This is a genomic window from Flavobacterium xizangense, assembly GCF_054075145.1.
Genome location: NZ_JBSIPG010000004.1, coordinates 72,240 through 87,700 on the forward strand (window position 1 = coordinate 72,240; position 15,461 = coordinate 87,700).

General features: G+C 33.1%; 13 protein-coding genes. 4 read left to right on the forward strand and 9 right to left on the reverse strand.

The window, feature by feature from the left end; translation table 11 throughout:
- Positions 1-58: 58 nt before the first annotated feature.
- The 9 genes from ACWA1B_RS11970 to ACWA1B_RS12010 form a co-directional block, all read right to left on the reverse strand.
- Positions 59-1,864, reverse strand: coding sequence for an acyl-CoA dehydrogenase family protein (locus ACWA1B_RS11970; protein WP_456907147.1), 1,806 nt, complete (start codon positions 1,862-1,864; stop codon positions 59-61).
- A gap of 46 nt (positions 1,865-1,910) precedes the next feature.
- Entirely contained in the window at positions 1,911-2,261 is a 351-nt protein-coding gene (locus ACWA1B_RS11975) for a four helix bundle protein (RefSeq protein WP_456907149.1), read from the reverse strand.
- A 123-nt stretch (positions 2,262-2,384) separates the two neighbouring features.
- Positions 2,385-3,566: a thiolase family protein gene (locus tag ACWA1B_RS11980; protein WP_456907151.1), complete on the reverse strand. Its 1,182-nt coding sequence runs from the start codon at positions 3,564-3,566 to the stop codon at positions 2,385-2,387.
- Positions 3,567-3,624: 58 nt separating this feature from the next.
- Entirely contained in the window at positions 3,625-3,978 is a 354-nt protein-coding gene (locus ACWA1B_RS11985; protein WP_456907153.1) for a four helix bundle protein, read from the reverse strand.
- A gap of 48 nt (positions 3,979-4,026) precedes the next feature.
- Positions 4,027-6,417 (reverse strand): 3-hydroxyacyl-CoA dehydrogenase/enoyl-CoA hydratase family protein, encoded by a 2,391-nt coding sequence (locus ACWA1B_RS11990; RefSeq protein WP_456907155.1) that lies wholly within the window; start codon positions 6,415-6,417, stop codon positions 4,027-4,029.
- Positions 6,418-6,464: 47 nt separating this feature from the next.
- Complete coding sequence (locus tag ACWA1B_RS11995) at positions 6,465-6,923, reverse strand: MarR family winged helix-turn-helix transcriptional regulator (protein WP_456907157.1); 459 nt, start codon at positions 6,921-6,923, stop codon at positions 6,465-6,467.
- Positions 6,924-7,144: 221 nt separating this feature from the next.
- Positions 7,145-8,182: a helix-turn-helix transcriptional regulator gene (locus ACWA1B_RS12000; protein ID WP_456907159.1), complete on the reverse strand. Its 1,038-nt coding sequence runs from the start codon at positions 8,180-8,182 to the stop codon at positions 7,145-7,147.
- Positions 8,183-8,285: 103 nt separating this feature from the next.
- Positions 8,286-8,627, reverse strand: coding sequence for an HD domain-containing protein (locus ACWA1B_RS12005; RefSeq protein ID WP_456907161.1), 342 nt, complete (start codon positions 8,625-8,627; stop codon positions 8,286-8,288).
- Positions 8,597-8,899, reverse strand: a complete 303-nt coding sequence (locus tag ACWA1B_RS12010; RefSeq protein WP_456907163.1) for a hypothetical protein — start codon at positions 8,897-8,899, stop codon at positions 8,597-8,599. Before ACWA1B_RS12010 ends, ACWA1B_RS12005 begins: the two co-directional genes overlap by 31 nt.
- Positions 8,900-8,993: 94 nt before the next feature.
- Between ACWA1B_RS12010 and ACWA1B_RS12015 the strand changes: the two genes are divergently transcribed.
- The 4 genes from ACWA1B_RS12015 (at position 8,994) to ACWA1B_RS12030 (ending at position 14,564) form a co-directional block, all read left to right on the forward strand.
- A complete protein-coding gene (locus ACWA1B_RS12015) occupies positions 8,994-10,415 on the forward strand; it encodes an RtcB family protein (RefSeq protein ID WP_456907165.1) in 1,422 nt (473 codons plus the stop codon).
- Positions 10,416-10,628: 213 nt separating this feature from the next.
- Positions 10,629-11,426 carry a TatD family hydrolase gene (locus ACWA1B_RS12020; RefSeq protein ID WP_456907167.1) on the forward strand — a complete coding sequence of 266 codons (798 nt, stop codon included), beginning with the start codon at positions 10,629-10,631 and terminating at the stop codon, positions 11,424-11,426.
- Positions 11,427-11,682: 256 nt separating this feature from the next.
- Positions 11,683-12,777: a hypothetical protein gene (locus ACWA1B_RS12025; protein ID WP_456907169.1), complete on the forward strand. Its 1,095-nt coding sequence runs from the start codon at positions 11,683-11,685 to the stop codon at positions 12,775-12,777.
- 2 nt (positions 12,778-12,779) lie between these two features.
- Entirely contained in the window at positions 12,780-14,564 is a 1,785-nt protein-coding gene (locus ACWA1B_RS12030) for a hypothetical protein (RefSeq protein WP_456907171.1), read from the forward strand.
- Positions 14,565-15,461: the final 897 nt, after the last annotated feature.

Here is a 15,461-nt window from a genome sequence, read left to right on the forward strand (position 1 = left end):
GCGCAGTTTCGGACTTGCGCGGGCTTAAACAAATTAAAAGCTAAAAACTATTGTGATATTAGAAGCAGTAAGTATCTTCTGCTACTAATTTTGCTGCGATTTTTTCTCTCAATGCCACTACGTTTGGCAAGTTGGTGTATTTTGTAAAACGTTTTAATCCCATTAACATCATACGTTGTTCGTCACCTTCAGAGAAAGAAGCAATTCCTTCTTTTCCTCTTAAGTTTACGATATCTACAGCTTTGTATAAGTATAATTTTGCCATAGCGATTTGCTCCTGAACTTTATCTTCGCCTTGAGCTTTTGCTAATTTTTCAGTTCTCAAAATTGTACTTTCAGCCATGTAGATCTCGATTAAGATATCAGAAGCTGCCATTAATAATTGTTGGTGAGCATCTAACTCTGGACCGTATTTTTGAACCGCGCTCCCAGCAACCATTAAGAAAACTTTCTTAAGGTTTGCGATAATTCCTTTTTCTTCAGAGAATAATTCAGAGAAATCTGGAGTATCAAAAGATGGAATTCCCATTAATTCTTCCTGAACTTTCATTGCTGGTCCAAGTAAATCAACGTGACCTTTCATTGCTTTTTTGATCAACATACCCACAGAAAGCATTCTGTTGATTTCGTTTGTTCCTTCGTAGATACGAGCGATACGAGCATCTCTCCAAGCACTCTCCATTGGAGTATCTTCAGAGAATCCCATTCCACCAAAAATCTGAATTCCTTCGTCAGAACAAGATTGAACGTCTTCAGAAACTGCAACTTTCAAGATAGAACATTCGATAGCATATTCTTCAACACCTTTCAATTCAGCTTCTTGATGAGAAGTTCCTTCTGCTTCACGAGCAGCGATTCTGTCTTCGATGTCTTTTGCTGCACGGTAAGAAGCACTTTCTCCAGCGTAAGCATTAGTTGCCATTTCAGCTAATTTCGCGCGAATCGCCCCAAAAGATGAAATAGGAGTATTGAACTGAATTCTTTCGTTAGCATATTTTACAGCGCCAGAAGTAACTCTTCTTTGAGCATCTAAACAAGCTGCTGCCAATTTAATACGACCAACATTTAAAGCATTCATTGCAATTTTGAAACCGTTTCCTCTTTCAGACAACATGTTTTCAACCGGAACTTTTGTTTCGTTGAAGAAAACCTGACGAGTAGAAGAAGCACGAATTCCTAATTTATGCTCTTCTTCATTCATAGAAATTCCATTTGAAGGATCGTTTTCTACGATGAAACCTGTAATATTTTTATCATCTCCAATACGAGCAAAAACGATGAAAACGCTGCAGAAACCTGCATTCGAAATCCACATTTTTTGTCCTGTAATCAAATAATGAGTTCCATCTTCAGATAAAACCGCTTTTGTTTTTCCTGAGTTAGCATCAGATCCTGCGCCTGGCTCAGTTAAGCAATAAGCTCCAAACCATTCTCCAGAAGCTAATTTCGGAACGTATTTTTTCTTTTGTTCTTCAGAGCCATAAAGGGTGATTGGCATAGTTCCAATTCCTGTATGTGCACCAAAAGCAGTTGAGAACGATCCAGTTGCTCCAGAAATGTAGTCACAAACCAACATTGTAGAAACAAATCCCATTCCTAATCCGCCGTATTCTTCCGGAACTGCAACTCCTAGAAGTCCCAATTCACCAGCTTTACGCATAGAAGCTTCTGTATACGCGTAATCTTTTTTCTCAAAACGATCTTTATGCGCCCATAATTCTTTGTCAACGAACTCTTTTACGGAGTCACGCATCATTAACTGCTCTTCAGAGAAATCTTCTGGTGTGAAGATATCCTCGCATTTTGTTTCTTTAACTAAAAACTGACCACCACGAGTCACGTTTTTTTCGATTGTATCTGCCATTTTGTTTTTGTTTAGATAAAAGATGAAAGAGTCAAGAAGAAAGATTTTAAACTAACTTGCTTATGAAACCTGATGTCATCCTTTGAAATTCAATTATTTTGTTTTCTATTTCTTCTGTTTTTGTCTTAGATAGATAATCATTTTGAAAAGCTATTAGTAATTGCGTTTGTAATTCAAATGACGAACCTAAACTAATATTCAAATAATTCTGAAAGTGTTTATTTCCTCTATTAGAGCCCTCAGCAATATTAGAAGGCATTGAAACAGAACATCTATTCATTTGACTTGTTAAACTATACGTTTCTGATTTTGGAAAAGAGGCTGTTAATTTATAGATATCATTAGTGATTTCCATTGCTAAAATCCAAATTTTCAAATTCTTAAAATTGTGTCTCATGTTTTTGAGGCAAGATAAGAAGAAAAATTAAAAGTAGGTTTTTTACTACTTTTAAAAATCTTGTTTTCAGAACATCTTCATTCCAAAATTAAGTCTTGCTTCTTGCTTCTTTCCTCTTAAAAACTATAACATCTCGTAGATACCAGCGCTTCCTTGCCCAGTTCCCACACACATCGAAACGATTCCGTATTTGTTACCTCTGCGTTTCATCTCGTCAAATAACTGAACAGAAAGTTTAGCTCCTGTACATCCGAGAGGGTGACCTAATGAGATCGCTCCACCGTTTACGTTTACGATTTCTGGATTGATGTTTAGTTCACGAGTAACTGCTAAAGCTTGTGAAGCAAAAGCCTCGTTTAACTCAATTAACTCGATATCGTTTAATGTTAATCCCGCTTGTTTCAATGCTTTCGGAATTGCTTTGACAGGACCGATACCCATAATTCTTGGCTCAACACCAGAAGAAGCAAAGTTTACTAATCTTGCGATTGGCTCAAGGTTTAATTCTTTAACCATGTCCTCACTCATGATTAATACGAATGCAGCACCGTCGCTCATTTGAGAAGAGTTACCCGCAGTAACGCTTCCGTCAGCAGCAAAAACAGGTCTTAAACCTGCTAAAGCTTCTTTAGAAGTTCCTGCTCTTGGACCTTCGTCTTTGTTAACAACGTATGATTTTGTTTCTTTTTTACCATTTTCATTAATGAAAGTCTGCTCAACAGTAATCGGAACGATTTGTTTGTCAAATTTTCCTTCTGCTTGTGCTTTTAATGCTTTCATGTGAGAGTTGTAAGCAAACTCATCCTGATCTTCTCTTGAGATTTTGTATTGGTTAGCCACCGCTTCAGCAGTTAAACCCATTCCCCAATAGTAATCTTCGTGACCTGCAGCGGCAACTTTATAATCCGGAGTTGGTTTGTAACCTCCCATCGGAATAAAACTCATACTTTCTGCACCACCTGCAATAATACAATCTGCCATTCCTGATTGGATTTTCGCAGTCGCCATTCCAATAGTTTCTAATCCAGAAGCACAATAACGGTTTACTGTAACACCAGGAACATCTTCTACTTTTAATCCCATTAAAGAGATCAAACGTCCAACGTTAAGACCTTGTTCTGCTTCCGGCATGGCATTTCCTACCATAACGTCATCAATACGTTTTTTATCGAAATCAGGCAGTTCATCCATCATAAACTGAATGGTTTCTGCTGCTAATTCATCAGGTCTTTTAAATCTAAAAACACCTTTTGGAGCTTTTCCAACTGCTGTTCTATATGCTTTTACTATATATGCTGTTTTCATTTATAAAATGTATTAAGATTGGTGTATTAAGTATTAAGACTGCCAATCGATATAGTTATTATTTTTTTAGTGATCTTTGAAGCGCAAAATTCATGTTGCTGACTTCTACTAATTCATTTATTATAGTTGATATTTTTTCTTCAGCTATTAATTTCAAACGTTTTGAAATCATTAATTGAGTGATTAATTCATAAGTTGAACCATTTGCAATTCCTAAAAAATGAGCAAACTCATTATTAGAATTTCTGCCAGAACCTTCAGCTATATTTGAAGGGATAGATACTGCACATCTTTTTATTTGACTTATTAAGTTAAATTTTTTATCTGAGGGTAATTCTGCACAAACTTTGTAGACGTTTTCTACAAGATCCATAGCCTTTTGCCAGATTTTCAACTTTTTAAATTGATGCATAATTCTTTTAATCTTAATACTTAATACTCAAATCTTAATACTCAAATACTAATTTCTCAAAGGTTTTCCTTTAGTTAACATATATTGAATTCTCTCTAAAGTCTTACGTTCAGTACAAAGAGATAAGAAAGCTTCACGTTCGATATCTAATAAATATTGTTCAGATACTAAAGTAGCTTCAGATAAATCACCTCCGGCCATTACATAAGCCAGTTTGTTAGCAATTTTCTTGTCGTGCTCAGAAATGTATTTTCCAGCTTCCATTTGATCCGTTCCAACTAAGAACATTCCCAAAGCTTGTTTTCCTAGAACTTTAATATCATTTCTTCTGATTGGTTGTGTATAACCAGCTTCAGCCATTAACAACGCATGTTTTTTAGCTTCAGCGATTTGACGATCTTTGTTTACTACGATAATATCTTTTCCGTGTTGAAGAAGTCCGGTATCAAAAGCTTCGTAACCAGAAGTCGAAACTTTAGCCATTGCAATTGTCAAGAAATACTCTTGAAGAACGTTTAATTCCACATCGTTTTTACGGAATAAATCAGAAGCTCTTAAAGTCATTTCTTTAGAACCACCACCACCAGGAATCACACCAACACCGAATTCAACTAATCCCATGTAAGTTTCTGCAGCAGCAACTACTTTATCAGCGTGCAAACTCATTTCGCAACCACCACCAAAAGTCATTCCGTGAGGCGCAACCACAACTGGAATAGAAGAGTAACGAACACGCATCATTGTGTCCTGGAACAATTTAATAGCCATGTTCAATTCGTCGTATTCCTGTTCAACCGCCATCATGAAAATCATTCCGATATTAGCTCCAACAGAGAAATTCGCTGCCTGGTTACCAATAACTAAACCTTGATATTCTTTTTCAGATAAGTCGATTGCTTTATTGATAGCCTGAAGTACATCGCCACCAATTGTATTCATTTTAGATTGGAATTCTAAGTTTAAGATTCCGTCTCCTAAATCCTGAATGATTGCACCACTGTTGCTCCAAACTTTTTTGCTTTCGCGAATGTTGTTCAGAATAATAAATGAATCTTGTCCAGGAACTTTTACTTGTGATTTTGTTGGAATGTTATAGAAATAAGTTGCTCCTTCTTTTACAGTGTAGAAACTTTCGCTTCCAGAAGCCAGCATTTCAGTAACCCATGCAGCAGGTTCTAAACCTTCTGCTTTCATGATTTCAATTCCTTTTGCAACACCAATTGCGTCCCAGATTTCGAATGGACCATTTTCCCATCCAAAACCAGCTTTCATGGCATCGTCAATTTTGTATAATTCGTCTGAGATTTCAGGAACTCTGTTTGACACATAAGCAAACATTCCGGCGAAACTCTTACGGTAGAATTCTCCCGCTTTGTCTGTTCCTTTTACTAAAACTTTAAAACGATTGATAGGTTTGTCAATAGTTTTAGTTAGTTCTAAAGTTGCAAAATTTGCTTTTTTTGCAGCGCGGTATTCTAATGTATTTAAGTCTAAAGAAAGAATATCTTTATCTACTTTTTTATAAAAACCTTGTCCTGTTTTGCTTCCTAACCAATTATTTTCCATCATTTTGTTGATGAAATCAGGAAGTTTGAACAATTCGTGTTGTTCGTCGTTTGGGCAGTTTTCGTAAATACCATTAGCAACGTGTACCAAAGTATCCAATCCAACAACGTCAACCGTACGGAAAGTAGCCGATTTTGGACGACCAATTACTGGGCCAGTCAATTTATCAACTTCTTCAATCGTTAATCCCATTTCTTTAACTAAATGGAATAAACTCTGAATTCCGTAAATACCAATTCTGTTTCCAATAAACGCCGGAGTATCTTTAGCAACAACCGAAGTTTTTCCTAAGAATTTAGATCCGTATTCGTTTAAGAAATCCAATACTTCAGTTGAAGTTTTTGGACCAGGAATAATTTCAAATAATTTTAAGTAACGCGCAGGGTTAAAAAAGTGAGTTCCGCAGAAGTGTTGTTGAAAATCTTCGCTTCTTCCTTCACTCATAAAGTGAATTGGAATACCAGAAGTATTAGAAGTAACCAAAGTTCCCGGTTTACGGAATTTCTCGATTTGTTCAAAGACTAATTTTTTGATATCCAAACGCTCTACAACAACCTCGATAATCCAATCAACATTGGCAATTTTTGCCATATCATCAGTCGTATTTCCAGTTGTAATTCTATTTGCGAATTTTTGACTGTAAATAGGAGATGGTTTTGATTTCAATGAATTCGCCAAGTGCTCGTTTACCACTCGGTTGCGAACAGCTTTACTTTCAAGAGTTAATCCTTTTTTAGCTTCAGCCTCGGTCAATTCGCGTGGTACGATGTCAAGAAGTAAAACTTCAACACCAATATTAGCAAAATGGCAAGCTATTCCTGAACCCATAATTCCGGATCCAATTACAGCAACTTTTTTAATTGTGCGTTTCATATTAGTTATTATTTGTTTTTTTCAGAATCAGGACAATCAAAAATTGATTATTTTTCTTCTGTATTTTCTGTTTGATTAAATATGTTTTTATCGTGAATCAGCTCGTTGATGATTTCAGAAACTTCGATAAAATGTTTCAGCTTTTCTTCCGAAACATGTTTCTTAACGGTTTCATTAAACTTCAGAACTGTATTTTTAGATAAATCTCTTTTTTCTTTTCCAAATTCGGTCAGGTAGATTAATACGCCTCGGCCGTCACTTGGGTTTTTCTTGCGAACAATTAAACCTTTTTCTTCCATAGATTTGAGCGTTCTGGTTAAGCTTGTGGCTTCCATTCCCATTCTAGGGCCTAAAGCGGTCGATGGTGTTCCTTCTTCCTTGTCCATGCTTAAAAGTGCAAATCCTGTGGCCATTGTGGCATCGTACTTTGCAGCTTCTTCATTATACATTCTTGAAACAGCTTGCCATGTCGCTCTCAAAATATAATCTATCGTTTTATCTTTCATAGGTAACTATATCGATTTCAAATATAATTAAAAAATACTATGCATGCATATTATTTTTAAATAAATTTTTGGTTAATTAAAAAATGCCTTTGGTTTCTAGGGTTTTATGGTTAAATTTTAACTGAAATATACTATTCTTTTTTGAAATTTTAACAAAATTCATGCGGTAAAAAAACTTTTTTGATTTTAAAACGCGTTTTAATTCGCTATTATTTAAAAAATTATGCGTTTAAATCTGTTTTCTGCTCTGTTTCGTATTTGCACAATGCATTCTGCAGAATCTTTTTCATTCTGTTTCGCAAGTTTTCAGGTCGGAGAATTTCAATAGAATCTCCAAAACCTAATAAAAGGCGTTCCATTTCATAATTGGGAGAAATAAATAAATGAACAATGATGCTTTTATCTTCATTTTCCATAATCAGTCGTTGCGACGGATGCAAAGGTTTTGTGAGCACATAAGGTGCATTACTGGCATCAATCAAAAGTTCAATGCGTCTGGGTTTTAAACCTGCATTAACGGTCACACCAATGATGTCTTTATAATAGGACTCGGCATCAAAATCTTCATCCAGATATTGAACATTAAAATCATAATCAATACCTATAATACGATCAAGTGCTAAATTGGTAATGGGTTGTGAACTTTTGGTTTTACCAATCAAAAACCAGCGATTATTAAATTCCTTTAATATAAAAGGATGAAAATGGAATTTGGTTTCTTCTCGCGATTTAAAAGATTTATAGGTAATAATAAGAACCACTTTTTTGATAATCGCCTGATAAATTTCATCTAAATAATGTAAGCCTTTTAAATTTTCGTTTTTATCCAAATAGATTACTGGCTTTGTGTGTGATTTTTCGGCGTAGATTTTATCTTCCAATCGCTGTAGAATATCGGATACATCATTAAAAAGAGAAAAGTCTTTAAACTGTTTCAACATCGAAACCGTTTCGGTCAAAACATTCATATCGGTTTCCGTCAGCGGAATATCAGTTATTGAAAAATCTTCATCTTCATATTTATAATACTTCTTATCGTAAACAACGATTGGCGCATTATAACCCAGTTTTTCACTACGCATCAACTGAATATCCATTTGAATGGTTCGTTTGCTGATTGGATTTTGACGACCTTCATATTCAAATAAAGCTTCAGAACAGCATTCGATTAAATCTTCGAGCGTCCATTGCCGGTATTTATTCTGCAGACATTTATCGATCGTTTTGTACCGGATTAAGGCGTTTTTGTTTTGTGACATTGTTGTGTTGTTTTTGGGCGTATCCCTCCGGGCCGGGCTTTCGGCTATATCTTTTATTCCGCTATCGCTTCATAAAAGGATACCGCCTCAATCCCTCACGCATTTACGTTAATAATGAAATCTCGTTTTCAATATTATTTCTCGCTTTCTCCTCATATAAATTCCGAAATTCCTCGGTCTGAAAAATAAACTCATTTTCCACAAAATGTTTTAAAGCTTTTGCGCGTCCGGGTTTATATAAAAAATCAGGATAAATGCGATATTCTTTTCGAATTTGTTTGATATAGATTTTATAATCTTCCCAATCTTTAGCAAGGATTTTCAAATCAAAATCGATTAACCAATTAATATCTTCTATTACATTTTGCTGATGTTGCTGTGTGGCACAAATAGCATCAAAAACTAATTGTCTATTTAGATTGCTATTTTCAGATAAAACGGCCAAAGCATATTCAGCACTTTTGAGTTCGTTATCTTTTTTAGAAGCCGCATAAACAAATCGTGATAAAAAATAGAAAATAATATTTCATCCGGGTTTTGAAGTTTATCGCGATAGGTTTCAAAACTGGCAATCATTTCTTTTAAATGCGTGAGATTATGGTAATGCCTTGATTTTTTGGAATATGCCTTTTCTAAATCCAACCAGTTTTGCTGAATTTCATTTGCTGAAAAGTCAATATTCAAAAGTAAATCAGAATAAATTTTATGTAAATTCATCTTGTTTTTTACTCAAATTTAAAATTCTTTTTTAACTGCGCAAAATAATTGCGTAGTAAAATAAAATCTTTGTACTATCAAAAAAATAGAAATCATGAGTACACAAATAAACGGTACAGATATATTAGCATTAGGATTTCCAGAAGGAAAAACAATCGGAATCGCATTAAAAATAAACAGCAAAAGAAACGGATTCACAAGAGACGAAATGATTACCAATTTCAAAAACGTCTTAGAAACTCCGGAGCATTATATAGACGATAAAATCTTCAGCAAACTGGCTGTAGCTTTGATCGAAAAATCAAATGAAAAACCAGAAGATTTCATCGCTTTAAATGAAACTCCGAATGCGTATTCCGCTTACGGATTGGATCATATCGAAGACGGAGCCAGAAAACAGATGGAAGTTGCCATGAAACTTCCCGTTACGGTTGCCGGAGCTTTAATGCCAGACGCTCACCAAGGTTACGGATTACCGATTGGCGGAGTTTTAGCCACAAAAAATGCCATTATTCCGTATGGTGTTGGAGTTGATATTGGGTGTAGAATGGCGTTGTCGGTTTACGATATTCCAGAAGATTTTTACTTTGAAAACGAAGCTAAATTCAAAAAAGAGTTAATTGCCAACTCTATTTTTGGAGCAGGTCACGGATTTCACGGTCAGTACAAATCAGATCATGCGGTTTTGGAGAACGAAACTTTCAATATGAATCCGTTTGTGAAGAATTTGAAAGATAAAGCCTGGTCGCAATTAGGATCTTCAGGTGGTGGAAATCACTTTGTGGAATTCGGAATCATGGAATTTGCACAAGACGATGCCGTCTTGAATATCCCAAAAGGAAAGTACGTCGCTTTATTAACGCATTCCGGTTCACGCGGAATGGGAGCAACTATTGCGGGACATTATACTAAAATAGCCAAAGACGAATGTAAGCTTCCAGAAGTAGCCAAAAACTTGGCGTATTTGGATATGAATTCGCAATTAGGTCAGGAATACTGGCTGGCGATGAATTTGGCGGGAGATTACGCTTCGGCTTGTCACGAGATTATTCATAACAAAATGGAACGTGCTTTGGGTGCGACGATTTTAGCCAAAGTCGAAAACCACCATAATTTCGCCTGGAAAGAAATCTGGAACGGCGAAGAAGTGATCGTGCATAGAAAAGGAGCAACTCCAGCCGGAAAAGGCGTTATGGGAATCATTCCGGGAAGTATGACCGCACCGGGATTTTTGGTGAGAGGAAAAGGCGAGGAGAAGGCCATTAATTCGGCTTCGCATGGAGCAGGAAGACAAATGAGCAGAACCCAATCCATAAAAAACATCACACCAACCGAGATGAAATCGATCCTGAAAGATCATGGCGTTACGCTTATCGGAGCAGGTCTAGACGAAGCTCCAATGGCGTATAAAGATATCAATCAGGTTATGGAAGCACAACAGGATTTGGTTGATGTCGTAGCGAAGTTTAGTCCAAAATTGGTTAGAATGGCAGATGACGGAAGCCGAGAGGACTAAGAAGAAACAAGAGCCAAGAAGCAAGATTTTTGAGATTTCTACTCTTGCTTCTTTGAATTTTGGAAAAGAAAGAAACAAGAGCCAAGAAGAAAGATATGACCGTCTTGCCTCTTGCTTCTTTCTTCTACAAAATCTTAAAAGAAAAAATAATCGGTTCAGAGAGGAAAAAACCTTAGCATCTTAGCCTCTCAGAACCTTAGCAACTTTAAAAAAATGAATTATATAGACATAGGAATTAATTTAACGAACAAACAATTCCAAAACGACATAGACGATGTCGTACAAGACGCGCTCGACGCCGATGTATCGCAAATGATACTCACGGGCACAAGCGTACGAAATAGCGAAGAATCTGCGAAGATTGCGAGGCAGTATCCGGGCGTGTTGTACGCTACGGCGGGCATACATCCGCATGATGCGAAAAGTTTTGATGCGCAGAGTATTTCGAAACTCAGGAAATTATTAGAACTGAAACACGTAATTTCGGTTGGTGAATGCGGACTCGATTTTGATCGTGACTTTTCGCCACGAAACAAACAGGAAGAATGTTATAAAGCCCAATTAGAATTGGCGATTGAAGTTCAGAAACCTTTGTTTTTGCACGAAAGGGCAGCTTTTAATTCGTTTATGAATATTACCAAAGACTATTTACCGCAATTGCCAAAAGCCGTTGTACATTGTTTTACGGGAACATTGCAAGAAGCCAAAACCTATCTCGATAACGGATTTTATTTGGGTTTTACGGGAGCGATTTCAGATGCCAAGCGTTTCAGTCCTTTAAAAGAAGTAATTCAGTACGTACCGCTCGACCGAATGATGATTGAAACCGATGCGCCGTTTATGCTTCCTAAAAATGTCTCAAACGGCCTTTTGAAGAAATACCACGAACGCCGTTGCGAACCTGCTTTTCTGCCGTATGTTGCCGGAACAATTGCACAGTTTAAAGGAATTACTTTAGCTAAAGTAGCGGAAGAAACGACTAGGAATTCTAAAAGCTTTTTTGGAATTTAAGTCTTAATTTATAAAGATTATTTGTTGGCTTTTAAATCAGGTGTTTGTACTTGGTTTGAAGGCTTTTTGTTTATATATATTTGAAAACCAACTATAATTTATTGTGATTATGGAAAACCGTAAAAGATATAAAATAATCTTATGAATCTTTGATTATATTTTTATAGGAAATAACATAACTAAATCAGAAGAATTAGATAAATTGTAAAAAAAAAAATCAGGATGAAGTTTAAAGAATATTATAATTAGGAAATACATGAATGATTCAATTATATCTGAAGTACGAAAAAAATTAAAAAAAGAGAATAAAGATCTTTATTTTGCCCATAATGGTTATCAATTTACATTGTCCAATATTACTCAAATAATTTTAAAGTCTTCTTTTTGGAATATTTTTTTGATAATGATTGCTATTATTTTAGTAATAATCATTTATTCCAATAAAAAATTTGATTTATTTTTTGATTTTCTGGTTATTGATTTTAAAGAACTTTTAAAAGTATTAACTTCAACCGTTATAACTTTAGTTTCAATGAATTTATTTGTCACGAATTTATTGCTAACACATCTGAAGGAGGAAAGGGATGACTTAGAAAAATTTATAAATAAAAAAATACCTTTTAGATTTATTACTTACTTCGGCTTTTCGATAATTCTTCTACTTCTATTTTTAAATCTATTTTATGGACATTTAGAATGCTCAAAGAATAATATTTTAATTTTTTTAGCTTATAGCTTTTTTATATTTATTGGAGCATTAATTTATTTGTATGATAAAGTATTTAAATTTATTACAAAAAGCCAAAGGAAAATTCTCATTTTTAATGAATTGAAAAGAGAGTTTAATTTAAATTTATACAGAAGTAAATTTAAAAAAGTATTTTCTGAAAATTATAATGAATTTTTCGCGAATTTGAATTTTAAAGTGGTTTCTAAAAATTTACCTCTTTTTAATGATGATTTAGCCGGTAATATTAATATACTGGTAAAATCAAATCACGAGAAATATTTTAAAGATTTAAAATATAAAAGTTTGAAATTGCTTATAGAAAAAATAGAACCTATAAACCAATTTTATTCGACTCATGATCTAGATGATAAAATACTAAATCAAGATGAAATTTTATTATTATCATTTCAAACTTCAAATGAAAAAGTGAATGAAAATCTTCTCAGATCTAAATTTGTTTACAGTAAAGAAAATTTTTTTGATGAAAATGAAACAAATGATATTTTGGAAACTGTCTTAGAAAAATTTGATAAAAATATAAAAAGTGGAAAATTAGAAGATTTAACCTCAGATCTTAAAAATTTTGAAAATATTTTGAATGACTTTTATAAAAAATATTAATTATGATGTTTGCACATTATTTAGCGGAATCTAAAAATTCTAGTATCCCTTATGTAAATAAAATTTTGCATAATCTTAAGGGAAATTTACGTGAATCTAGCTATAAAAATAACGAAAGGGCTTTTCAGGAAATATTGCTTTTTTTTAGAGGCCAAGCATTTGATTCACTGAGAGATTCTAGTGTGGTTTACACTCAAATTATATCAATTCCCGGTGAAATTTATACAGATTTATCCAAAGAGTATAAAAGGATATTGATAGAAGTATTTACGATAAGATTCATAGAGAATATTTCTATAATTAATTTTTCTAATAAATACGATATTAAATATTTAGAAATAACTTATTGGGGTTTTCTAAAATTAATAAAGAAGGTAATTGATGAAAACGATTATGATAGTTTTAATCTAATATTTGAGAAAGCAAATGAGTCTATTTCTTTTGAAATTAGTAAAAGAGAAGAGGCTAAATATTATCATTATGCTTTTTGTTTCAGCGTACTTTCATGGATTTTTTATTTGCATCAACAAGGTATTATTAAAGCTGAAAATTATAATTTATCATATATAGAAGAAATTTTCGAGCATAATTTATATCATAATAAAGAAAGATTTATAAATAACTTTTATAGATTTGAGAATGAAGCGACAAATGGATTATTTGAGATTGATAATTGGGAAATTAAAAAAGGGCCGATTGGGAAAGCTTATTTTGTTTTAATGAGTCACACATGGCTTAATTTTGGCTTTTTGATTATACTTTTAAAATATAATATTCTTAATTATGGTGTTAAGATTGATGATATACTTCTAAATGATAAATTTAAATTTATAGTTGATGATGTTACACATAATTTAGCTTTAGTAAAAGATAATCCAGAGAAATGGAATTCTAGAATTTTAAATAATTTTGAAGAAGAGTTTAACTTTAAACAAGAAAAAATAATTGAATTTTATACTGAATTAAATAAAAGGCAGGAAATATTAAGATATGGTAAGATTTCAAATGTTCCTCTTTCTGAATTAAAAATAGCAGAGTTTAAGAAAAGAGTAGGTGATTTATGGGTAAAAAATTCTTTTATTCCCGCAATTTTAAAATTTTATGGCAGGGTAACCCATTTGCCTAACAAAAAAGAAAAAGATGGTTTTGGATTTTTTCAAAACATGTTAAAAATGAGATTTGCATTTGTTGAAGGTGAGCATCATCAAACTGTTTATGGATTGACAGATTTTGGAGCAAAAGTTGCAAATTTAGTTAATGAATACTTCTTCATTGAATTGTTGAAGTTAAAAGAACCTAAAGAAATAGCAAATTTGAAGAACGAAGTTGATGTCTTTTTATCTAAAATAGGTGATGACCATTCAAAAGTTGTCATTTTTTCAAATTGGCGAGCAAATAAAACGTTAAGCAATGATGGAAATTTAATTCAGTCTAACGATGAGAGACATGTTCCATTTTCAAATTCAAATTATAAAAATATACCCATAATAAATTCTACATATTCAAATTTTGTATTCTTAATAGATCTTAAAGATATTGAGTACACGATTTATGAAGATGAAAAGTGGTATAATAACGAGCTTTTGGTAGAAGTTACAGAACCAAAATTTGGTAATATTGAGAATCAAACAGAAAAGGAGGAAGATTGGAAAGAAAGAGATGGGGTTACTTACTCGAAAGATGAAATTAATACATTAGAAAAAAATGATATTTATATAAAAATTCTTTTCAAGTTTGATTTAAATGTTTTGAAAAAGAAATCTTTTGAGATATATAAAATTATCTAGAGACTTTAATGATTTAAAACTTAGAACCAAAAGTAATTTTTTTCTTTCTTTTTAAAATAAAACATATCTTGGTTCTCGACAAAACATTTTATCGGCAATCGAGAACTTTTGAAACTTTATAAGTAATATAAGTGAAAATTTCATTCATCTTGCAGAAGCTAGGAGTAGTTCTCATTCTATTAGAATATTTTGTCGTAACCAAAGTTAAGCACTTTGTTATAAAAATTAAATTTTAACCAATATTTGTTAAAATATCGCAAAATATACTACATTTGTATCTGTAATTAAAAACATAAAAAAACACATTGATACTTTCAGCAAACCAAAATTTTGAAACTTTAGCCGGAGATTCTCCAGCTGTAAGCTCAGGATGCGTATGTATTTTTGTGAAATTGAAATGTAAGATTTAGAATCAAATTCATCATAAAATAGAAAAGCGTCCTCATTATAGGACGCTTTTTTTGTTTTAAGGCACTTCGACTTCGCTCAGTGTGACAGAAAAGAGGACAAAAATGATAGAAAAACAAACCAGAACTAAAAAAAACTAAAAAAATAATTGACCAAAATGTTTAATGATTAATAAAAATAGGAAGATATAGTCTTGGAAAGTAATCTGATGAGTAACAGTCATTTGATATAAAATTGAGATCTGCACCAGTTTGCGGACAGGAATTTCTTTGTCTAAATTTTTGATATAACTAATTGATAGTCAGAAAATTAATCTTAAAAAAGATTTGGAAATATGATTTTTTCTATCCTATCTTTGCCAAACAAAATTGAAACATAGCGTTTCATAAAACAACAACAACAATTATAAAAAATAAATAAAATGAGTTTTAAATTATACATACACAACCCAGGATTAGCAGCCTCGATTTCAAGTCGTGAAAGCTTTTA